Origin of the sequence: Mycobacterium basiliense (genome assembly GCF_900292015.1) — a bacterium.
Taxonomy (GTDB): domain Bacteria; phylum Actinomycetota; class Actinomycetes; order Mycobacteriales; family Mycobacteriaceae; genus Mycobacterium; species Mycobacterium basiliense.
On record NZ_LR130759.1, the window covers coordinates 454,585 to 476,205 of the forward strand.

Consider the following 21,621-nt stretch of genomic DNA (forward strand, 5'->3'; position numbering starts at 1 on the left):
ATGGCGATAGCAGGGAGGAACTGTGACACTTCTCAACGACATTCAGGTGTGGACGACCGCCTGTGCCTACGACCATCTCATCCCCGGTCGTGGGGTGGGTGTACTGCTCGACGATGGCACTCAGGCGGCGCTGTTCCGTCTGGACGACGGCTCAGTGCACGCCGTGGGAAACGTCGACCCGTTCTCGGGTGCGGCCGTGCTGTCCCGGGGGATCGTCGGCGATCGAGGCGGCCGGGCCGCTGTTCAATCGCCCATTCTCAAGCAGGCATTCGCCCTAGACGACGGTAGCTGCCTCGACGATCCGCGAGTGTCGGTACCGGTGTACCCGGCACGGGTGACACCCGAGGGGCACATTCAGGTCGCGCGGGTGGCGGCCTGATCCGACGGACGCGCCGGGGCTAGCCCCGGTCGATGTCGCCGACCAGGTAACGCTGCATCGTCGGGCCGATGGCGTCCACCAACGCATCCACCGGCATTGAATGCAGGGGCTCGGATCGGACCCCATAGCGCATGATCCCCAAGCCGACCAGCTGAGAGGCGCATAACGACGCCCGGATGGCGATCTTGTCCGCGCCCAGCATCTTGAGCAGGGGGTTGAAGACCGGGCCGATGAACATCGACTGCACGATCTCAGCCGTCTTCGCCAGCCCCGTCGATGCAATAGCGCTGGCCGCAAACGGGCCACCGCCGGCAGCATCCCAGGTGGTAATCAGCATGTAGAGCGTCCGGCGGCCCACTTGGTTGACGCTTCCGGTGACGATTCGGTCGATGAACTCCGGTGTGGCGAATGGCAAACGCAGCATCTTGGCCACCGGGTCAAGGAGCCCGCGTGCGGGTTCTTCGTGCCGGGCCATGTTGCCAGGATCACCCGGATGTGATCAAAGATCAAGAGTCGGCGCTGTCGGCGCGCCCCGCTGGCAATGCATTGTGTTCCATGTAATTCGGTACGTGCTGCATTCGATGGCTGGCGCATGAGCGCCGCATTGCGTTGCGGAAGCGGTCCGCAATTAGCTGGCCCAATCCGGGATGGTTGCCCAACGGCGGCGTGACCAGATCGGCGCCGCTGGCGCGCAGTCGCTCCTGAAAAAGACCTTCGGCCAGCAGATATGAGACCACCACGACCCGGCGCGCCCCCCGCCGACGGGCGTTGGCGACCACAGTCTGCACGTCAGGAGCAAGGGTCGCGGCAAACCCGAGGTCTACCGGTGATCCGGTCAGTGTCGATAGGAATGTCCGCGCCTGGTGCAGATCGGCGAGGGCTCGCCGATCCGACGTGCCCGCTGCCGCCAGGATCACCGAATCGCCCGGACGCCAACCGGATTCAACCAGTTGCTGGGCAAGGATGCGGGTGAGCTCCCGGCTTGGCCCCAAGGCAGGGGCGACGGTGACATTGGGATGGCCGCTGGCCGCGACGTGCGCCGGCAGGTCGGCACGGACGTGGTATCCACGAGACAGGAACGCCGGCACCACAATCGCCGGCCGGGGCGACGTCACGGACAGGCCGGAGAGCACTTCGCTGGGCGTGGGTCCCAGCACGTCGACAAAGGCAACGTGCACCGTGTGCCCGATGAGGACGCCCACCTGCGCGGCGAGGTCACCGATCATTGCGACACCAGTCGGTCGGCGGGTGCCGTGTGCCGTCAGGATCAGACTCATGGCGCCCCGTCCTGGGTATCGAGGGCGAGTCGATACCCACGCTTGACCACCGTCGCAATGATGTTCTTGTCGCCCAGCGCCGTTCGTAGCCGCAGCACTGCGGTATCCACCGCGTGGGTGTCGTCGCCGTTGCCGGGCAGCACATTCAGCAGCTCAGCACGGCTAACGACGTCACCGGGACGATGCGCCAACGCGCGCAATATGGCCATTCCCGAGCCCGACAGGGTCTTGATGGAACCATCGACCAGCACGCAGGTCCCGCGGATATCGACCACGTGGCCCGCCGCTTTCACGGTGCACGAACCTAGCAAGGGCAGTTCCTCGGCAATATGCCGGGCCAAGGCCCCCAACCGCATTCGTTCGGGGGACGAGGTGGGGATGCCTTTGCGGATCAATGGGCGGGAGGTGACCGGGCCGACGCACATGGCGTGCACGTCGGTGCGCAGCGCCTCCAATAGTTGGTCTTCGAGATCCAGCTCGCGACTACGCTCCAGCACTGCCGCCGCCGCGGGTGCAGACGTGAAACTAACCGCATCGAATTGCCGTCGCGCGATCCCGGTGACCAACTGGTCGAACTCACCGCCCAATGGCGTTGGCTTCCAGCGGTAAACGCGGATTGGCACCACCTCGGCGCCCTCCGAACGCAAGCCACCAAGAAACTCGGGAAAGGGATCCCAGGCGTCAGCCGCACCGTGCAGCTGGACGGCGATCCGCTCACCGGACACCCCGCATTTGAGTAGGTATTCGAGAACCTCCTGCGAGGATTCCGACTCCGGAGACCACTCCTCGCGCAACCCGGCGGCGCGCAGCTCCCCGGTGGCCTTCGGCCCCCGGGAGATGACCCGAGATGACGACAACGCATCAATGAGCTGGCTGGCCAGGCCCCACCCCTCGGCCGCCGCTACCCAACCCCGAAAGCCGATACCGGTATGTGCGACCAAAACGTCGGGCGGATTGGCGATCAGCGCCTCGGTGTTGCTGTGTAGTTCGTCGTCCTCGGGGAGCGCGATCATATCGATCGCCGGAGCGCGACAAACCACTGCGCCTTGGCGGCGCAGGAGTGCGCACAGTTCCTCGGCACGGCGAGCCGAGGTCACCGCGATCCGATAGCCCCTAAGTGGCTCAGGATTTTGCTGGGCCATAAGAAGTGTGTATGCGTGTGAGGTTTCGGTTGCGTTACCAGGCAATTGCTGCCGCATTGCCCCCTCCTGGGACACCAATCACACTCGTGCGAGCTGGGATTCGGTCGTGGCACCTGGGGTTCGGTTAATCGAGGCCGGCCGGCGTGCGTATTTCATCCAGGTCAGGCTCGCAGCGGCGATATAAAACGCCAGGAAAACCCAGTACGCGGCCGTGTCCGTACCGGTGCTCAGGTAGGACTGTCGCAGCGCGAGGTTGATGCCCACGCCGCCGAGGGCGCCGAACGCGGCGACGAATCCGATCACCGCCCCCGAGGTGGCTTGCGACCAGCGGCGACGGTCAGTCTCGCTGACGTCCAGCCGGTGGCTGCGCGCCTCGAAGACGGAAGGGATCATCTTGTATACCGACCCGTTACCCAGGCCGGCCAGGACGAAGAGGGTCATGAAGCCGCTGATGTACCCGATCGTGGTGGCTACAGTCGTTGGGCCCGGTGTGTAGTCGTCGTGGGTGCTGATGGCTACCAGAAACCCGGTGGCCAGCGCCATGGCTGCGAACACGGCCAGCGTGACCCGGCTGCCGCCGACGCGGTCGGCCAGCCTGCCGCCGTAGATTCGGGCCAGCGAGCCCAGCGCCGGCCCGACGAACGTGAACTCGGCGGCGTGTAGCGCCGCCTGGCCGTGGCTTTGCCCGCTATCGGCGAAATTGATCTGTAGAACCTGGCCGAAGGCGAACGAGAACCCGATCCACGACCCGAAGGTGCCCAGATAGAGCAATGCGAGGACCCAGGTATCACGTTCGAACAAGATCGAGCGCAAGTGGCCAACGTCGTAGGTGGCGTGATCGAGGTTGTCCAGATATCGCGCCGCGCCCAGGGCGACCCCCGTCAGCAGCACCAAATACAGTCCGCACACCCAGTACGGCTGCCGGTGGCCCGCGACCGCCAGCACCAACAACCCCACCAACTGGATCATCGGCACTCCAAGGTTGCCGGCGCCGGCGTTGAACCCGAGTGCAAAGCCTTTGCGTCGATGCGGGTAGAAGGCATTGGTGTTGGTCATCGACGCGGCATAGTTGGCGCCGCCGCACCCGGTCAGCGCCGCACAGGCGAGGTAGGGCCAGAGCGGCAGCCCGGGGTGAGCCAGCAGCCAGATGGTGCCAAGGGTGGGAACAAAGAGCACCACTGTGGAAAACACCGTCCAGTTGCGGCCCCCAAAGGTGGCAATGCCTAGCGAGTAGGGAATCCGCAGACACGCGGCGACGAAGGTGGCGGTCGCGCCGAGCAGGAATTTGTTGGCCGCCGAAAAGCCGTACACGTCTTCCGGCATGAACAACACCATCACCGGCCACAGGGTCCAAACGCCGAAGGCGATGTGGTCGCAGGCGACGATCCACAGCAGGTTGCGACGGGCCACCGCCTTGTTGCCGGCTTCCCAAGCCGTGTCGTCTTCGGGATCCCACTCCGTGATTCGCTGGTTACGGCCCATGCGGTCTTCACCTTTCGTGGACGGTGTTGCGTCCGAGCTCCGATCAGACTTGGCGGTGCGACGATGGCCACGCGGCTATGCGGATACCCATGTGCGGCGGCATTCCAAAAGGTCTGCGCCGAAACCCCTCTCGATCGAGCGTTCCCACCTTCGCTCATTCTGGCTGGCGTCAAGCCGCAGGCACCCCGTGGCACGAGGCTTGCGCCGCCGTCTCATTCGATGCTCACACTGAGTATGTAAGCGAGTCAACTCGATTGGTTGGATATCGGCTGAAAGTTGAATCCCAGTTGTCTGGCAAATCACTGGCAGTGGAGTCAATTCGCGTTACACCGTGTTAACAGCTTGCGGGCCACGGGCGATGCGCTGCCGCAGCGTGTTTCGTTTGCCGCGTCGGCAATTCAAGGACGGCGTGATTAGGAAAAGCACCGCTGCCCAGCACTGTTCCCGGACGGCATGGCCGGCGGCGGGTAATGCCTCGACTACCAGACGTCTCCCACGCGCCAGTCGCACATCAGCTCCTCGGACGTGTCGAGGCTGACGTCCACCGGTAGCACGAAGACTGCGGCATCGTCGTCTGGCGTACGAACTGGGCCGGTGGGCGTCAGCGCCGATGTCGGCCCGTGCCAGGGCAGCCAGCCCCGTGTCGCGTACAGCATGCGAGCGCGCGGTGTGGAGCTGAGCGCACCCAGCTGGTAGGCGCCACGGATCACCTGTTCGGCGGCATCCAGCAATGCGTGCGCAAGTCCTTGGCCGCGCCAATCATCGTGCACGGCAACACCTTCTACGTATCCGCAGCGTAGGGCGGTGCCTTGGTAGATCAGCCGTCGCTGTACCACAGCGGCATGGGCGATGATCGCGCCGTGATGCCAGATCACCGCGTGCATGCCGCCCAATGCGTGTTCCCAATCGTTCTTGGAGAAGTCACCGGCGAAAGCTTCGGTCACCATCTGGTAGATGCGCTGCCGCGTTTCGGTGTCGAGATCGGCGGTGTGGACCAAGCGCGCGGTATGGATCTGCGGGTGCACGTTGTCTGTTTACCAGCCCTGCCCAGCGGGAGCTTCTCGCGGCATCAGATGTTACGAACGGGGCCGAGCCCAATGCAGGCGCAGGTGCTGGCCCGGTCGTGCCTGCGCGAGCTTGTCGATATCCGCGTCGATCACCACACCCACCACCGGGTAGCCGCCGGTGATCGGATGATCAGGACCCAAGATTACCGGTAAACCGTTGGGCGGCACCTGGATTGCGCCACGTGTGGTGCCTTCGCTGGGTAGCTGCCGCTCCGGGTTGCGGTATTGCAACGGGTGCCCGATCAAGCGCGTTCCCACTCGATCGCTGTGGTCGGAGACCACCCAGTCGGTGTGGACCAGGGCGTCCGGATCGACGAACCAGGTGTCGCGCGGCCCGGGTATCGCCCGCAGTTCGACCACGCTGTCCGTGATCGCCGCCACTGGGGCTTGGTCGAGTTCGGGGTAGTCGTCGGTGTGTTCGCCCACCGGCAACACGTCTCCGGCCTGCAAGGGTGCGGGACCGATTGCCGACATGACGTCGTAGCTGCGCGAGCCCAGTACCGGGGTGACGCCGATGCCGCCGCGCACCGCCAGATAGGTTCGTAATCCGGCGCGCGGCGTGCCCAGCGAGATCACCTCGCCATCGCGAACATGGTGAATGCTGTTGGTGCCGAACATCGTTCCGTTGACCGTCGGGTCGGTGTCGGCGCCGGTCACCGCGATGTCGACGTCGCCGCCGCGAACCCGGGCTGCGAACCCGCCAAAGGTGACCTCGACGGTGGCCCAATCGTCGGGATTGGCTACCAGTCGGTTGGCTAGCGTATGTGAGCCGCGGTCGGCGGCCCCGGAGCGCCCGACACCGAGGTGGGCCAGCCCGGCCCGACCGAGATCCTCGACGATCGCCAGCGGTCCGCTACGCAGGACTTCCAAAGTCATCACGATGCGTCCTCCTTAGCTACGCCGCCCGGAACTGGACCCACATGCCCTGCGTCAGCAGTGCGGGGTCGGGTCGGTCGAGATCCCACAGGACCGCGTCGGTGTGGCCGATGATCTGCCACCCGCCGGGCGATTGCCGCGGATAGATTGCGCTGAATTCGCCGGCGAGGGCGACCGACCCGGCGGGTACCGATGTCCGTGGTTCGGACTTGCGCGGCACCTGCAATCGGGGGTCGCCGCCGATGAGGTAAGCGAAGCCGGGGGCGAAGCCGCCAAATCCCACCCGCCACTGGGTCGCGGTGTGGGCGTTGATCACTTGCGCGGTGGTCAGGCCCGTGTGTCGGGCTACATCGGCAAGGTCCGGGCCGTCGTACACGACATCGATCACGTGGTCGGGCAGCGCTTCGCGCGAGCGATCCATGGGGAACGGGTCAGGGTTGACCACCAGCCGCCGCAATCGCTGACGGGTGACCCCCTGGAAACGGGGCTCGGACAGCTTGACCAACACGGTGCGGGAAGCGGGAACAACGTCGATGACGCCGGGCAGGACGGCGGACCGCAGCGCCTGCGTCCACGCCAATACATCGGCGGTGCTGTCGCATTGCAGCATCAGCGCTTGATCGCCGTAATCGAAAACCGTGCGCACAACCACGCCCGGCGCGAGGTGGTCTGCGATGTCCGTCACACTCATTCTTTGACGGTAGTCCCGAGATCGGGGGTCCGGCGAGGAATTTTCGAGCACTGCCAGAGGGGCCTTAGCAAACGCTCATGCGGGCGGGGCGGGCGGTGCCGCGCGCCGCGGATTCAGCCGAGAATCTTACTGATCAGCGGGGGCAGTTGGTCGGCCACCAAGGGATAACTCAGCGGCGACGCAAACGCGATCGCTCCGGCCTGTTCCTTGGTGGTGAAAAGGTGGCGCTTCTGCGCCGTCGCCTGGGAGGCCGCGATCTCCGGGTCGGCCAGCAACGCCTGTTCGTCCTCTGCGCTCTCGGTCAACCAGATCAACACGTCGGCGGAGTCGAGCACCGCTTTGATGTGATCGCGGGGGATGGCGCCGTGGCTGTCGGAATAGGGCTTGATGCTGTCGGAGACGACCAGGCCCATGTCGTTGAGAAAGTCGGTCTGCCAGCCGGCCATGGTCGCGACGACCATGCCTTGCCAGAGCTTGCCGTGCAATAGCAGGGCCTTCTTGCCCACCCACTGCGGATACCGCTGCGCCACCGAGGCGAATTTGTGGTCGACGGCATCCACAAGCGACTTCATCTGGTCAGCTTGGAAGACGGCTTGGCCGACCGTAAAGGCTTGAGTCTTCCATGGTTCGAAGAAGGCATCACCGTTTGCCTGGGCGATGGTGGGCGCGATTGCGGACAACTTCTTATAGGTGTCGATGTCGAGTCCAGCGTTGATGGCCACGATGAGATCCGGTTTGAGGTCCGCGATCCGGTCGACCTGAATGCCGTTGTCGAGGTTCAACACCACCGGCTGCGCTGAGCCCAATTGTGGCTGGGCCCACGGCCACACTGCGAATGGCTGGTCGCCGAACCAGTTCGTCACCGCTATCGGCACCACCCCGACGGCGAGCAAGTCATCCTGCTCGGTATAGCCGGCGCTCACCACACGCTTGGGCGGCGCCGGGATGACGGTCTCCCCGAACAGGTGGGTTATCGTCACGGCCCCGCCGCCGCGAGTGCCCGGCGCTGGCTTGGGTGACGAGCACCCGCCGGAAAATTCGGCAACCCCGGCGAGTAGCCCTGCGGCACCAGCGACCTGCAGGAATCCACGCCGACTCCATCCCTGTTGCATCGCGTGAGACTATCGCGTGCCGGCTTGTCGCGCCGCCACGCCGTCGCCCCTCGACTGCGTCGCGGTGCGCGGCTCAGCTGCCGGGCCGTGGCGCGTGCGGGTCTTTGGGTGGCCGGCCGGTCTGCAATTTTTCTTACAGAGCGGTCAAGACCGATGTGATTATTGCGTTTCGACGGCGTAACTGCGGCCACGTAGTTCGGTAACAGCGCGTCGTTAGCGTCGAGTCGTCCTTGCGCATCACGGGCCTGATCCGGCCGGGATTCGTCCGCTTGTTCACAGGAGACTCAGATGACCACCACCCAGGTAATCCAGCACGCTCCGCCCCCCGAGCCCCATGTCGGAGGTCACTGGATCCATGACTGGCGCCCTGAGGACCCGGAGTTTTGGGAAACGGTCGGCAGACCGATCGCCCGCCGCAACCTGATCTTCTCCATCTTCGCCGAGCACGTCGGGTTCAGCGTGTGGATGCTATGGAGCATCGTCGTCGTCCATATGACGGCCGGCCCGCATGGGCAGCCCGGTCCCTCCGGTTGGGCCCTCTCCGCTAGCCAGGCTCTATGCCTGGTAGCCATTCCCAGCGGTGTCGGCGCGTTTCTGCGGTTGCCGTACACCTTCGCGATCCCGATCTTCGGTGGCCGCAACTGGACGACCATCTCGGCCAGCCTGTTGGTGATTCCCTGTCTGCTGCTGTCCTGGGCGGTGAGCCACCCCAACATCCCGTTCGCGCTCTTGACGTTGATCGCCGCGACCGCAGGTGTGGGTGGCGGCAACTTCGCATCATCGATGGCCAACATCTCGTTCTTCTACCCGGAGAAGGACAAAGGGTGGGCGCTGGGTCTCAACGCCGCCGGCGGCAACATCGGTGTGGCGGTGGTGCAGAAGATCATTCCGGCGATCGTGGTCGCCGGGGGCGGGGTGGCGTTGGCGCGTGCGGGTCTGTTCTTCGTCCCGTTGGCCGTGGTCGCGGCGGTATGCGCGTTCCTGTTCATGAACAACCTCGCCGAGGCGAAGGCCGACGTGAAGCCGGTATGGCAGTCGTTGCGCCACGCCGACACCTGGATCCTGGCGCTGTTGTACATCGGTACGTTCGGATCCTTCATCGGATACTCCGCGGCGTTTCCGACGCTACTCAAGACCGTCTTTGGCCGCGGCGACATCGCGTTGGCTTGGGCCTTCCTGGGCGCCGGCATCGGATCGGTCATCCGGCCGCTGGGTGGCAAGCTGGCCGACCGGATCGGGGGCGCCCGGGTCACCGCGTTCAGTTTCGTCATGCTGGCGGCCGGTGCGGCCGCGGCGTTGTGGTCTGTGCGGGCAGTCAACCTGACCCTGTTCTTTATTAGCTTCATGTTCTTGTTTGTTGCCACTGGTATCGGCAATGGCTCGACCTATCGGATGATCTCGAGGATTTTCAAGATCAAGGGCGAACTGGCGGGAGGCGACCCCGACACGATGGTCCACATGCGACGGCAGGCCGCCGGCGCATTGGGCGTCATCTCGGCGGTGGGCGCCTTCGGCGGATTTTTCGTACCGCTGGCCTACGCCTGGTCGAAGTCGCAGTTCGGCAACATCGAACCCGCGCTGCGCTTCTACGTGTTCTTCTTTCTGGCCCTGCTCTTCGTCACGTGGTACTTCTACCTGCGCAGCAAGACCCGTATGGGGCAGCTGGGGGTGTGAGTGGGCCGCTAGTCTGCGCGCTTTGGCGGGTTCTGCGGGGGCCGGTAGTGCGGCCAGGGGCTGTAGTCGGCGATCAGCTCATCTTGTAGTGGGCGCAGCTCGGGCGGCACATGCCGCAGATTGATTCGGATCCGATACCAGATCGAGCTCGGCCCGCGCATGCCGTCGACCAGCACGTCGGCGGGCTGCAGCAGCTCGGCCACCGCTGGGTAGCGGCTGCGCCAGGTGTCTAGCGCGGCCATGGCCTCGTCTTTGGTTTTGGTGCGGGCCACCTCGATCAGCGGCATCGTGGACTGGCGGCGGCCGTCGGCTCGTTTGCCCGCCCCTTTCGGCGCCTTCTCCGGCGGACCCAGTTCTTCGGCCAGCATCAGCAACCGGTCGAGCTGGCCGACGGCGTCGTCGATCCCCACCCATGGGTCTCCTATCTGTGCCAACCGATCGGGAACGGTTTGCAGGGTGAAGTCTTCCGGATTGCAGTCCGCCACTTCGTCCCAGTGCAACGGGGTGGACACCCGGGCATCGGGGGTGGCCCGAACCGAGTAGGCCGACGCGACCGTGCGGTCCTTGGCGTTCTGGTTGAAGTCGACGAACACGCCCTCGCGCTCTTCCTTCCACCAGCGGCTGGTTGCCGAGTCGGGCGCCCGCCGCTCGACCTCCCGCGCCACCGTCTGCGCGGCCAGCCGGACCTGCCGAAACGACCAGCGCGGCGCGATCCGGGCATAGACATGGAAGCCGCGAGAGCCCGACGTTTTGGGCCACGCGGTGAGCCCGAAGTCCTCGAGCACCTCGCGCGCCACCAGCGCAACCTCGACGATCCGCCGCCACTCGACCCCGGGCATGGGGTCCAGGTCGACGCGCAACTCGTCGGGATGATCGAGGTCGCCGGCCCGCACCGGGTGGGGATTGAGATCGATGCACCCCAGGTTGATCACCCATGCCAGTCCAGCGGCGTCATGGATGACGGCTTCCTTGGCCGACGTGCCGGACGCATAGTGCAGCTCGGCAACGTCGACCCAATCCGGTCGGTTTGCCGGTGCACGCTTCTGGAACACCGCTTCGGCGGAAATGCCTTTCACGAAGCGCTTTAGGATCATCGGCCGGCCGGACACCGCGCGCAGCGCACCATCGGCCACAGCCAGGTAGTAACGAACTAGGTCGAGCTTGGTGTGGGACTTCGAGCCGGGCTTGCCGTCCCGCCCGGGGAATACGACTTTGTCCGGATGGGTGATGGTGACGTGGTGTCCGGCCACATCCAGTGATGCGGGACCGGTCATGGGAGTTGATAGTAATTCCGGGATGCTTTTTGCCGCGGTGCGACGGCCGTCACATATTGTGAGGTTATGGCTAACCTCAGTGACTTGCCCGGGGTCGCAAAAATCCAGCAATACGTCGATCGCGGCACCGCCGAACTGCACTACGTGCGCAAGATCTTCGAATCCGGCGCGTTCCGGTTGGAGTCGCCGCTGAACTACGCCGCGATGGCCGCCGAGATCGCGAAATGGGGCGAGTTCGGCATGCTGCCGTCGCTCAACGCTAGGCGTCATCCCGACCGCGCGGCGTGCATCGACGAAGAGGGTGAATTCAGCTACCGGCAGCTCGACGAGGCGGCGCACGCGGTGGCCAACGGTCTGCTCGCCAAGGGGGTGCGGGCTGGCGACGGCGTGGCCATCCTGGCGCGCAACCATCGCTGGTTCCTCATCGCCAACTACGGCGCCGCCCGTGCGGGCGCCCGCATCATCCTGCTCAACAGCGAGTTCTCCGGCCCGCAAATCAAAGAGGTGTCAGCCCGCGAAGGCGCCAGGCTGATCATCTACGACGACGAGTACACCAAGGCCGTTAGCAAGGCCGAGCCGGAGTTGGGCAAGCTGCGGGCCCTCGGCGTCAACCCCGACGCGGACGGCCCGTCCGGCAGCACCGACGAGACGCTGGCCGATCTAATCGCCCGCAGCTCGACATCGCCGGCCCCCAAGGCCGGCAAGCACGCTTCGATCATCATCCTCACCAGCGGCACCACCGGCACCCCGAAGGGCGCTAACCGCAGTACCCCGCCGACGCTGGCACCGGTGGGCGGCATTTTGTCGCACGTCCCGTTCAAGGCCAACGAGGTGACATCGCTGCCGGCGCCGATGTTCCACGCGCTCGGCTACCTGCACGCCACCCTCGCGATGTTCCTGGGCTCGACGCTGGTGCTACGCCGCAAGTTCAAGCCGCCGCTGATCCTGGAAGACATCGAAACGTACCGGGCGACATCGATGGTCGTGGTGCCGGTGATGCTGTCGCGGATCCTGGACACGGTCGAAAAGATGGACAAGAAACCCAACTTGTCCAGCCTGAAAATCGTGTTCGTTTCGGGTTCACAGTTGGGCGCCGAGCTGGCCTCACGCGCGCTCAAAGACCTCGGTCCGGTGATCTACAACATGTACGGATCCACCGAGATCGCGTTTGCCACCATCGCCGGGCCCCAGGATCTGGAACGCAACGCCGCGACGGTAGGACCGGTGGTCAAGGGCGTCAAGGTGAAAATCCTCGACGACAACGGTAACGAGTTGCCCCAGGGTGAGGTCGGGCGGATATTCGTCGGTAACGCGTTTCCGTTCGAGGGCTACACCGGCGGTGGTCACAAGCAGATCATCGACGGTCTGATGTCGTCGGGTGACGTCGGCTACTTCGACGAGCATGGTCTGCTCTACGTCAGCGGACGAGATGACGAGATGATCGTTTCCGGTGGTGAAAACGTGTTCCCGGCCGAAGTCGAGGATCTGATCAGCGGGCATCCTGACGTTGTGGAGGCCACCGCGATCGGTGTGGACGATAAGGAATGGGGGGCTCGGCTGCGCGCCTTCGTGGTGAAGAAGCCCGACGCCGACCTCGACGAGGAGACCGTCAAGCACTATGTGCGTGACCACCTTGCTCGTTACAAGGTGCCGCGGGAAGTGGTTTTCCTCGACGAGCTGCCGCGTAATCCGACCGGCAAGATCCTCAAACGCGAGCTGCGAGAGATAGAAGTCGACCAGTAGTCGCTCCGCCGAGCAGACACAGAATCGCATGCGGGCACGGCCCGCCATGCGATTCTGTGTCTGCTCGCCAGCGGGTTACGGGTCGCGGGGCAGGCCCAAGAGCCGTTCGGCGATGATGTTGAGCTGAACTTCCGAGGTGCCGCCATAGATCGTGGTGGCCCGGCTGGCCAGCAGGTATTCTCCCCACTTGCCGGGCAACTGGTCGGTGTCGCCGATAACGGCATCGGTGCCGAACGACGACACCGCGAACTCGGCATAGCCCTGACCGGTGCGCATCGACAACAGCTTGGATATCGCTGCCGACGGCATCGCGTCTTTGCCGGCCAGCGTCAACAGCGTGGACCGCAGGTTGAGCACCTTGGCGGCGTGCCCCTCGGCGATCAACTGGCCGGCGCGATGTCGAGCGACCTGGTCGAACTGGCCTTCTCGAACGAACTCGACAAACTGGGGCAGGGTGGCCAAGAAGTTCGCGTCGGTGCTCCCAAGCGACACCCGTTCGGCGGTCAGGGTGTTGCGGCTGACCTCCCAGCCTTCGTTCACCGCGCCCAGCACGCACTCGTCGGGCACAAAAACGTCGTCGATGTAGACGGTGTTGAACAGCTCGTGACCGGTGAGTTCACGCAGCGGCTTCACCTGCACGCCTTGGCTTTTCATGTCCAGCAAGAAGTAGGTGATGCCATTGTGTTTCGGCGCGGAGGGGTCTGTCCGCGCCAGCAGCGCACCCCAGTGTGAATATTGGGCTGCGGTGGTCCAGATCTTCTGACCCGTGATGCGCCAGCCGCCGTCAACGCGGGTGGCTTTGGTGGTGAGGCCTGCCAGATCCGAACCGGCGCCGGGCTCGGAAAACAGCTGACACCAGATCAGCTCGCCGCGGAAGGTCGGCGGCAGAAACTTTTGTTTTTGCTCCTCGGTGCCAAACGCGACGATCGACGGGATGATCCAAGCGGCAATACCCACCGTGGGCCGCTTGACCCGGCCCGCGCTGAACTCCTGGGCGACGATGATCTGCTCAACCGGGCTGGCCGTTCGCCCCCACGGCTTGGGCAGATAGGGCAGCACCCAGCCAGCTTCGGCGATGGCAACCTTGCGCGCCTCGCGGTCCATGTCTTTCAGGGCGGCAACCTCGGCGCGGATCTCGGCTCGCAGCTGGTCGGTCTCGGGGTCTAAATCGATGTCCACCGGCCTCATGCCGGTGGTGGTTGCGGTGTCCACCACTCGCAGCGGATACTCCGAGCTGCGACCGAAGCAGGCGGCCAGCATCAGTGCCCGCCGGTAGTACACATTCGCGTCGTGCTCCCAGGTGAAGCCGATGCCGCCGTGTACCTGTATGCAATCCTGCGCGCAGCGTTGTGCCGCGGTTGGCGCCAGCGTGGCCGCAACGGCGGCGGCGAATTCGATCTCGGCGCCCGCAGTGCCCTTGTCGGCCTCATCGAGGGCGCGCGCGGCGTCCCATACCGCGGCCGTGGCGCGTTCGGTGTCGGCGATCATCTCGGCGCATTTGTGCTTGATCGCCTGGAACTGACCGATCGGCCTGCCGAACTGCTCCCGAATCTTGGCGTAATCCGACGCGGTGTCGGTGGCCCAGCGAGCGACCCCAACGGCCTCGGCGGACAGCAGCGTGGACATCAGGGCGTGGGCAGTGGTCATGCTCAGGTCGCTCAGTACCGCGTCGTCGCCGACCTCGACGGCGTTGGCCCGTACGTGTGCGATGGGCCGTAGCGGATCCAGGCTCTGCACCGGCTCGATTTCCAGCTGCTCGGCCCGCAGTACCACCCATTCGTCGCCGCTGTCGATGGCCACCGGCAGCACCAGAATCGACGCCTGCGCCGCCGCGGGTACCGCGCGGACTTCCCCGCGGATCACCAGCACCCCACCGTCCGTCAGGCCGTGACGGGTAGCCGTCAGCCCGGAGTCCAGCGCGTAGGCTGCGATGGCCGCCCCGGCTGCCAGCTCGGCGAGCACCTTGGCCTCGGGGTCGTGCGCCGCGATCAGCGCGCTCGCGATCGCCGACGGCACAAACGGCCCGGGCACCGCCCCGTAGCCGAACTCGGCCAGCACCACCGCCAGCTCGAGGATGCCGTATCCCTGTCCCCCCACCGCTTCCGTGAGATGGACGCCCTGCAAGCCTTGCTCGGCCGCTGCCTGCCAGTAGGGCGGGGGGTTGTCGAGCGGGGTCTCCATCGCCGTGTGCAGCACCTCGGACGGCGCTACCCGGGCTACCAGGGACCGCACCGATTCGGCCAAGTCTTGATGCTCAGGATTGATCGCGATCGGCATTGGTCGCCTTCCATTGCTTTTCCAGGACAGCCAGTTCGGCCAAGCACCTACCAAGCTAACAACCGGTCAGTTGGTTGACCACATTGGCCAGCGGACGGCCCTGGCGCAAGCGCCGGCAATTGTCGACGGCTTCGGATAAATAGCGCCGCATGGTGTCGACGGTGTACCAGGTGACGTGCGGGCTGAGCACCACGTTATCCAGACCGATTAGCGGGTTGTCGGCGGTCACCGGCTCTACGGCGAACACATCCAGCCCGGCTGCGGCCAGCCGTCCGCTGCGCAGTGCATCCGCCAGGGCGTCTTCGTCGATGATGGCTCCGCGAGAGGTGTTGACTAGCAATGAATTAGGCCTCATTCGGGCCAGAGCATCGGCGGCGAGGAGATGATGGGTGTCCGTTGTCAACGGCAAGTGGAGCGAGACGATGTCGCAGGCGGCAAGCAGTTCGGGGAGCGGCCGCCAGCCCGGTCGTCCATCGTCGCGGGTGCTGGTGTGCAGCACCGTGGCGCCCATCGCGCCGACAATGGCGGCGACGCGCTTGGCGACGTTGCCGTAGCCGATGAGGCCAACGATGCAGCTGCCGATATCGCGTACCGTTTCGCCCAGTTGCGGGTCGGTCGGCCAGCCGTGTCCCTGTCGGACGGCGGCGTCCAGCGCCGGTAACCGCCGCAGTGCCGCCAGCATCAGCAGCACTGTGCCCTCGGCCACCGACGGTGCATTGGCGCCGGGCATGTTGGCCACCGCGATACCGCGTTGCGTCGCCGTCGCCACGTCGATCGTGTTCACTCCGGCGCCGAGTTTATGCACCAGCCGCAGCCGTGGGCCGCATTTCAAGTCGGCGCCTGATAGCGGACGAAGCACATGCCACAGCACCTCGGCCTCGGGTAGCTCCCGGTAGAAGCCCGCGTCGTCGTGCTCGGCGCACCATCGGATGTCAAGCCACTCCGATTCACCGGCAAGGGAATCGAGCACCCGGTCGCCGGGCTCAAAATGTGCGAGAACCCTCAGTGGCTGCTTCACCGGAACCGTTTTTCTATCCAGTTGGCGATGATGCCGGCCTGCTCGTCGCGGGCGCCGGGGGTGGTGAAGTAATGGTCGGTATCGACTGAGGCCTGTGCCTTGTCGGTGCTGGCGAGCGCGTCGTGGATGCGTTGCGCGTCAGAGGGGAAGACGCCGGTGTCGGCGTCGGCATTGATCACCAGCGCCGGGCAGGTGATACGGCCCAGATGCGGTTCGGCGCGGGTTTGCGCCACCCGCAGGCTCCACATGCCCAGCCAGCTGCGCAGCGTGCAGGCCGCGGCGATGCCGTATGCCGAGCGATTCGCTTTCACCGGTGTCCCCGCGTAGCACAGGTTGGGTTCGCGCTTGGTCGGTTCGATGCTGGCATCGACCATGCGGGGATCGGCCCAGGTTCTCATCACACTGAACGGTCGATCGGAAAATCCGGCTGCGCGAACACGTTTGAGCTCTTCCTCGGCCCAATCGGTGATGCTCTCATTGCGTGCTACCTGAGCCGCTCGGTAGCGGCCGAGGAACTCCGGGGAGTACGGCGGACCGTTGCCTTCGTTGAACAGGTCCAGACCGGGATCGGTTGCCACAGGATCATTTTCGTCGATAACGGCAGCATCCATCCAGGCGGTCAACACGTCGGGACGTCCGGGATGGGCTGCGGTGGCGATGTATGCGTCGGCCGTGGGCAACTCGGTGGCGCCGGCTGCTGGACGCATGCCCGCCAGTGGGGTGACGTTGGGGTCGACCGCCTGCGATTGATAGGCCGCCATCAATGATCCGCCTCCCGAATTGCCCAGCAACACCACCGTTTCCACGCCTGCAATGTCACGCAGCCACCGTACCCCGACGCCGATGTCGACCAATGCGTGATCGAGGAGGAAGCTGCTTTCAAAACCCCGGAACCTGGTGTTCCAGCCCAGGAACCCAATGCCGCGGGCGGCCAGGTAGTCGGCGAGATAGTGCTCGGAGAAATCGATTTGGTAGTGCGTGGCGATCATCGCTATCTGCGGTTTGCTGTCCGCGGCGCGATGATAGAGGCCCTGGCATGGGTGTCCGCCGGCGCCGGCGCGACCGGCAGTCGGGGACGGTAGCCCGACGAACTCGCGGATGACATTGGACAATTCAGCAAACCTCCTCGCCGTAGATGGCGCGATAGTAGATGTTGGCCAGGGTCTGGATGCAGGCCTGATCGTCGGGTTCCTTGGTCCGTGGTCCGCTGAGCTGGATATAGCAGAACTGGTTGAACATGGCCACGATTGCCTCGGCGATCAGCCGTGGGTCATCGCCCGGGCAGTATCCCTGCGATTGAGCACGCTTGACCGTCTCGTTGATAAAAGATATTGGCAACTCGCACATTTCGGCCCAGTGCTGGGCAAAGTCGTCGTTGATCATCGCCAACTGCGACACGCCGATCATTTCCGCCAGTCGGTGGCGGTAGGTGTACCAGTGAGCGGCCGCAGCTTCGTACGTCCGTTCGCGATTGGAGAGACCGTGCTGGGTCACCGTCAGTGCCCGCTCGTTTACTTCGTCACGGAACCGCAGCGCCCATTGACGGACCATCGCTTGCTTGGAGTCGTAGTAGTTGTAGAACGATGCCGCTGAACGGCCGGCTTCGGCGGCGATGTCGGCAATAGTTGTCGCAAGGATTCCTTTGCGGGCGATGACCCTTCGCGCGGCGGCGTCGATTGCGGCCTGCGTCTGTCGTCCGCGGTGCGTCGGGAACTCCGGCACCTGGTGCACCTCCTCTGGAGCGAATCTGAATCTGATGTTAGATTCAGATTCGAATCTCGGCCAGAGTATGGACCCGAGGACCGATCGGAGTCGGAAGATGATCAAGCCGCACAACATCAACGACGAGTTCGAACTCGGCGGCATCAACCACGTCGCGTTGGTCTGTTCGGATATGGCTCGCACCGTGGACTTTTACAGCAACATCCTCGGTATGCCGCTGATCAAGTCGCTCGACCTACCCGGCGGGCAGGGGCAACACTTCTTCTTCGACGCCGGAAATGGCGACTGTGTCGCGTTCTTTTGGTTCGCCGACGCGCCAGATCGGGTTCCGGGCATCTCGTCGCCCGGTGCCATCCCGGGCATTGGCGACATCACCAGCGCGGTGAGCAGCATGAATCACTTGGCGTTTCATGTTCCCGCGGAAAAGTTCGACGCCTACCGGCAGCGGCTGAAGGACAAGGGAGTGCGGGTCGGCCCGGTGCTCAACCATGACGAAAGTGCACGGCAGGTGTCCGCGACGGTGCATCCGGGCGTGTACGTGCGCTCGTTCTACTTCCAGGATCCTGATGGCGTCACGCTGGAATTCGCTTGCTGGGTAAAGGAATTCGATGACAGCGATACGCCTGCGGTGCCGAAGACCGCTGCGGACCGGCGGCCTCCGGTGACTGCGGGTCGCTAACACGATCGTGACTGACGCCATTTTGACCGACGATCAGATCGCGGCGCTAAGTCCAGAGCAACGGCGTGATCTGATTGTTCGGCTGGAGCGGCCGCTGACCGACCTGCTGGACCCGGCAACGTTCGCGCGCGCTCGGCGTCTTCGGCTGGCCTTGATAGTGGGCGGGGCAGTGGCGCTGATCCCATGGACGGTGTTCCTGGCCTGGACGCTGCCGGCGAACTATGTTGCCCACAATTGGCCGGCCACCTGGGTCGGCTTCGACATTCTGTTGGTCGGTTTCATGGCGGCCACCGCCGTGCTCGGCTACCTGCGTCGCCAACTGCTCCTCCTCACCGCGTTCACCACCGGGGTGCTGCTGATCTGTGATGCGTGGTTCGACCTGATGACCGCCGGGCCCGCCGAGCGTTGGTGGTCGGTGATATCCGCGCTGGTGTTCGAACTCCCGGTGGCGATCATCATGATCACCGGTGCCCAGCGGATCATGCGACTTACCTTGGCACGGCTCTGGCTGCTGGATTCCGGGACCCGCCTTTGGCAGCTGCCGCTGCTGCCGTTGTATGGGGACGGTACAAGGCTGGGTCGGTAAGTTCGTCGAGCAGTGAAGCCAGCTGATCGACGAGCTCATCCGGTTCCAATCGCATATCGCCGGCCAGCCAGGCGCTGATGGTCTGTCCGACACCACCTACGGCGAAGTGTGCCGCGGCTTTGCCGCGCTCGTTTGCCGGCGTGCGCAGCATGTCAATGGCGTGCTGGCCGTACAACATGGCGAACAGCGCGCTGGATTCGGCGCGCTTGCGCACCACAATCGGGTTCGCGAGTTGTGTGTTGAACAGCAGGCGTCCGATGCGGGCGTCACCGGCGATGGTGCGCACCACGTTGGCCATCCCGGCGCGGGTCTGCTCGTGCTGCGGTACCGCTGCCACCGCGGCCTGGGTGGTGGCGGCCAGCTCAGCTACCACCCAATCGAACACCCCACCAACGAATTCGTCTTTGTCGGTGAAGCTTTCGTAAAAGTAGCGGGCAGATAGGCCGGCCCGGCGGCAGACGCTGCGGACGGTCAGTTCGGCGATGTCGCGTTCGTCGGAGCCCAGCAGGTCCAGGCCGGCGTCCAGCAACTGCCGTCGGCGCGCGGCCAGCCGGGCGGCCGCCTCAACGCCACGGTAGGGACGCATGGTGGAGGCGTCGGTGGAGGCGTGGGTCGACCCGGAAGTCGACCCGGAGTCACTAGTCATCGGCACCATCTTGACACCCGGTCAGGAGCGCGACACTATCAGGAAACGCGTGTTACCACAATTAGCGGGCCAGGAGGAAATGCAGTGGCCGTTCACGAGGCGCTCGACCGACCCCTTCCCCATGTCGAGCGTCCGCTATCCGACCCCCCTCGGCCGGTCAAAGCGCGCCGGTCCGGCGGCTTTGTCGAGGGCCTGATGGGGGTGGCGCTGCTGGCCGGCCCGGCCAACGTGATCATGGAGCTGGCGCGACCCGGGGTCGGATACGGCGTTGCGGAAAGCCGGGTCGAAAGTGGGCGAATTGATCGCCACCCGATCAAGCGGGCGCGGACCACCTTCACCTACGTTGCGGTGGCGGCCGCGGGCAGCGATGAGCAGAAGGCGGCCTTCCGGCGGGCCGTCAACCGGGTCCACGCCCAGGTGTACTCGACACCGGAAAGCCCGGTGCAGTACAACGCTTTCGATGTCGACCTACAGCTGTGGGTGGCGGCCTGCCTGTACAAGGGCGGCGTCGATGTCTACCGGACTTTTGTCGGTGAGATGGACGACGAGGAGGCCGATCGCCATTATCGCGAGGGAATGTCGATCGGCACCACATTGCAGGTGCCCCCGGAGTTGTGGCCGGCCGATCGGGCCGCCTTTGACCGGTATTGGCAGGAGTCACTTGCCAAGATCCACATCGATGACACGGTCCGCGAATACCTCTATCCGATCGCGGTGTCCCGAGTGCGAGGGGTCAACCTGCCCGGACCGCTGCGGCGCCTCTCGGAGGGGATCGCGCTGCTCATCACGACCGGCTTCTTGCCGCAACGGTTTCGCGACGAGATGCGGTTGCCTTGGGACGCTGACAAACAACGACGGTTCGATCGGTTGATGGCCCTAGTGGGCGCGGTGAATCGGGTGATGCCGCGAGTCATTCGGCAGTTCCCGTTCAACCTGATGCTCTGGGATCTGGACCGGCGAATGAGAACCGGGCGTCCCTTGGTGTAGTCCTGGTGTGGCGCCGCTGCCACGGGCCCGCGGACTAGATCACTCCATTCAGACCGTCCTCGCCGATGAGCAGCCCGCCGGTGCCGCCGGTGCCAGGCGTGCCATTGGCCGCGGCCTTGCCGCCGTTCCCGCCGTTACCGCCGTCGCCGATCAGAACGGCGTTGCCCCCGGTACCGCCGTTACCGCCGGTGGTGATCGCGTTTCCACCCGCGCCACCGTCACCGCCGTTACCGAACACCCCGGCCTTGCCGCCGATACCGCCGCTACCGCCGGTGCCCGCCACTCCTGCGTTGGCGCCGGTGCCGCCGGCCCCGCCGGCGCCGCCGGAGCCGATGAGCAAGCCGGCGGTGCCGCCGGCCCCGCCGGCGCCGCCTTGCTGGGTCGTACTCCCACCCGCGCCGCCGTGCCCGCCGGCGCCGCCCGCCCCGCCGGAGCCGAACAGCGCGCCGGCGCCACCGCCAGCCCCGCCGGCTCCACCGGTGAGGGTGCCCGCACCGCCGCTGCCGCCGGCACCACCGGAGCCGCCGAGGGATAGCAGGCCGGCGCTGCCGCCGGCCCCGCCGGCACCGCCAACATTGGCGCCAGAGCCCCCGGTGCCGCCGGTGCCGCCGGCGCCGAACAGGCCGCCGTTCCCGCCGGCTCCGCCGGCTCCGCCGGACACGCCGGCGCCTCCGGTACCGCCGGACCCAAACAGGCCGCCATTCCCGCCGGCTCCGCCGCCGGCGCCGAAACCGCCCGCCCCGCCGACTCCGCCGTTGGAGAACAGCCCGCCGTTGCCGCCGGCGCCGCCGACGCCATTCGGGTTGCCGGGCGCGGCACCGTGGCCACCGGTCCCGGCGGCGCCGTAGAAGAGGCCGGCGTTGCCGCCATTGCCTCCGGCGCCTCCCTTTCCGCTGGTGATGGAGTTCCCGCCAGTGCCGCCGGTGCCGCCGGAGCCGATCAGCAAGGCGTTGCCGCCGGTGCCGCCAGCCCCGCCGACGCCGTTGGTG

General features: G+C 65.5%; 20 protein-coding genes. 6 read left to right on the forward strand and 14 right to left on the reverse strand.

Going from position 1 to position 21,621, the window contains the following annotated elements; genetic code table 11:
• The first annotated feature begins 22 nt into the window (after positions 1–22).
• A complete protein-coding gene (nirD, locus tag MB901379_RS02065; RefSeq protein ID WP_158015109.1) occupies positions 23–379 on the forward strand; it encodes a nitrite reductase small subunit NirD in 357 nt (118 codons plus the stop codon).
• Positions 380–398: 19 nt separating this feature from the next.
• Here the strand turns inward: nirD and MB901379_RS02070 are convergent, their stop codons facing one another.
• From MB901379_RS02070 to MB901379_RS02105, 8 genes are all read right to left on the reverse strand, one after another.
• Entirely contained in the window at positions 399–854 is a 456-nt protein-coding gene (locus tag MB901379_RS02070) for a TetR/AcrR family transcriptional regulator (protein ID WP_158015111.1), read from the reverse strand.
• Positions 855–885: 31 nt separating this feature from the next.
• Positions 886–1,656: a sirohydrochlorin chelatase gene (locus MB901379_RS02075; protein WP_158015113.1), complete on the reverse strand. Its 771-nt coding sequence runs from the start codon at positions 1,654–1,656 to the stop codon at positions 886–888.
• Positions 1,653–2,798 carry a uroporphyrinogen-III synthase gene (locus tag MB901379_RS02080; protein ID WP_158015114.1) on the reverse strand — a complete coding sequence of 382 codons (1,146 nt, stop codon included), beginning with the start codon at positions 2,796–2,798 and terminating at the stop codon, positions 1,653–1,655. Before MB901379_RS02080 ends, MB901379_RS02075 begins: the two co-directional genes overlap by 4 nt.
• A gap of 78 nt (positions 2,799–2,876) precedes the next feature.
• A complete protein-coding gene (locus MB901379_RS02085) occupies positions 2,877–4,280 on the reverse strand; it encodes a nitrate/nitrite transporter (RefSeq protein WP_158015116.1) in 1,404 nt (467 codons plus the stop codon).
• Between the two features lie 479 nt (positions 4,281–4,759).
• Positions 4,760–5,305 (reverse strand): GNAT family N-acetyltransferase, encoded by a 546-nt coding sequence (locus tag MB901379_RS02090; protein WP_158015118.1) that lies wholly within the window; start codon positions 5,303–5,305, stop codon positions 4,760–4,762.
• Between the two features lie 51 nt (positions 5,306–5,356).
• A complete protein-coding gene (locus tag MB901379_RS02095; RefSeq protein ID WP_158015119.1) occupies positions 5,357–6,226 on the reverse strand; it encodes a 5-oxoprolinase/urea amidolyase family protein in 870 nt (289 codons plus the stop codon).
• A 16-nt stretch (positions 6,227–6,242) separates the two neighbouring features.
• Positions 6,243–6,914, reverse strand: coding sequence for a 5-oxoprolinase subunit B family protein (locus tag MB901379_RS02100; protein ID WP_158015121.1), 672 nt, complete (start codon positions 6,912–6,914; stop codon positions 6,243–6,245).
• Between the two features lie 113 nt (positions 6,915–7,027).
• The gene (locus MB901379_RS02105) at positions 7,028–8,026 is read right to left on the reverse strand and encodes an ABC transporter substrate-binding protein (RefSeq protein ID WP_158015123.1); all 999 of its coding nucleotides are present in this window, start codon (positions 8,024–8,026) and stop codon (positions 7,028–7,030) included.
• A gap of 288 nt (positions 8,027–8,314) precedes the next feature.
• Here MB901379_RS02105 and MB901379_RS02110 point away from each other — a divergent pair, with 288 nt between their 5' ends.
• Positions 8,315–9,700, forward strand: a complete 1,386-nt coding sequence (locus MB901379_RS02110; RefSeq protein ID WP_158015125.1) for an MFS transporter — start codon at positions 8,315–8,317, stop codon at positions 9,698–9,700.
• Positions 9,701–9,708: 8 nt separating this feature from the next.
• Here MB901379_RS02110 and MB901379_RS02115 read toward each other — a convergent pair whose 3' ends face one another.
• On the reverse strand, positions 9,709–10,974 hold the full coding sequence (locus tag MB901379_RS02115) for a DNA polymerase domain-containing protein (protein ID WP_158015126.1): 1,266 nt from the start codon (positions 10,972–10,974) through the stop codon (positions 9,709–9,711).
• A 66-nt stretch (positions 10,975–11,040) separates the two neighbouring features.
• Between MB901379_RS02115 and fadD2 the strand changes: the two genes are divergently transcribed.
• Positions 11,041–12,717 (forward strand): long-chain-fatty-acid--CoA ligase FadD2, encoded by a 1,677-nt coding sequence (fadD2, locus tag MB901379_RS02120; RefSeq protein WP_158015127.1) that lies wholly within the window; start codon positions 11,041–11,043, stop codon positions 12,715–12,717.
• A 75-nt stretch (positions 12,718–12,792) separates the two neighbouring features.
• Here fadD2 and MB901379_RS02125 read toward each other — a convergent pair whose 3' ends face one another.
• Genes MB901379_RS02125 through MB901379_RS02140 form a run of 4 tightly spaced genes read right to left on the reverse strand, consistent with a single transcriptional unit; the run spans position 12,793 to position 17,734 of the window.
• Positions 12,793–14,994 carry an acyl-CoA dehydrogenase gene (locus MB901379_RS02125; protein WP_158015128.1) on the reverse strand — a complete coding sequence of 734 codons (2,202 nt, stop codon included), beginning with the start codon at positions 14,992–14,994 and terminating at the stop codon, positions 12,793–12,795.
• Between the two features lie 55 nt (positions 14,995–15,049).
• On the reverse strand, positions 15,050–16,012 hold the full coding sequence (locus MB901379_RS02130; RefSeq protein WP_158015129.1) for a 2-hydroxyacid dehydrogenase: 963 nt from the start codon (positions 16,010–16,012) through the stop codon (positions 15,050–15,052).
• A complete protein-coding gene (locus MB901379_RS02135) occupies positions 16,009–17,157 on the reverse strand; it encodes an alpha/beta hydrolase (protein WP_408632349.1) in 1,149 nt (382 codons plus the stop codon). Before MB901379_RS02135 ends, MB901379_RS02130 begins: the two co-directional genes overlap by 4 nt.
• Positions 17,126–17,734, reverse strand: coding sequence for a TetR/AcrR family transcriptional regulator (locus MB901379_RS02140; RefSeq protein ID WP_158015131.1), 609 nt, complete (start codon positions 17,732–17,734; stop codon positions 17,126–17,128). Before MB901379_RS02140 ends, MB901379_RS02135 begins: the two co-directional genes overlap by 32 nt.
• 97 nt (positions 17,735–17,831) lie before the next feature.
• Between MB901379_RS02140 and MB901379_RS02145 the strand changes: the two genes are divergently transcribed.
• Both MB901379_RS02145 and MB901379_RS02150 read left to right on the forward strand, forming a co-directional pair.
• Positions 17,832–18,413, forward strand: a complete 582-nt coding sequence (locus MB901379_RS02145) for a VOC family protein (RefSeq protein ID WP_158015132.1) — start codon at positions 17,832–17,834, stop codon at positions 18,411–18,413.
• A 7-nt stretch (positions 18,414–18,420) separates the two neighbouring features.
• Positions 18,421–18,999: a hypothetical protein gene (locus MB901379_RS02150; protein WP_158015134.1), complete on the forward strand. Its 579-nt coding sequence runs from the start codon at positions 18,421–18,423 to the stop codon at positions 18,997–18,999.
• On the opposite strand, the gene MB901379_RS02155 is transcribed toward MB901379_RS02150, so the two are convergent.
• Positions 18,902–19,585 (reverse strand): TetR/AcrR family transcriptional regulator, encoded by a 684-nt coding sequence (locus MB901379_RS02155; protein WP_158018883.1) that lies wholly within the window; start codon positions 19,583–19,585, stop codon positions 18,902–18,904. The two genes, MB901379_RS02150 and MB901379_RS02155, sit on opposite strands and share 98 nt — an antisense overlap.
• 144 nt (positions 19,586–19,729) lie before the next feature.
• Here MB901379_RS02155 and MB901379_RS02160 point away from each other — a divergent pair, with 144 nt between their 5' ends.
• Positions 19,730–20,632 carry an oxygenase MpaB family protein gene (locus MB901379_RS02160; protein WP_158015135.1) on the forward strand — a complete coding sequence of 301 codons (903 nt, stop codon included), beginning with the start codon at positions 19,730–19,732 and terminating at the stop codon, positions 20,630–20,632.
• The last annotated feature ends 989 nt before the right edge of the window (positions 20,633–21,621 follow it).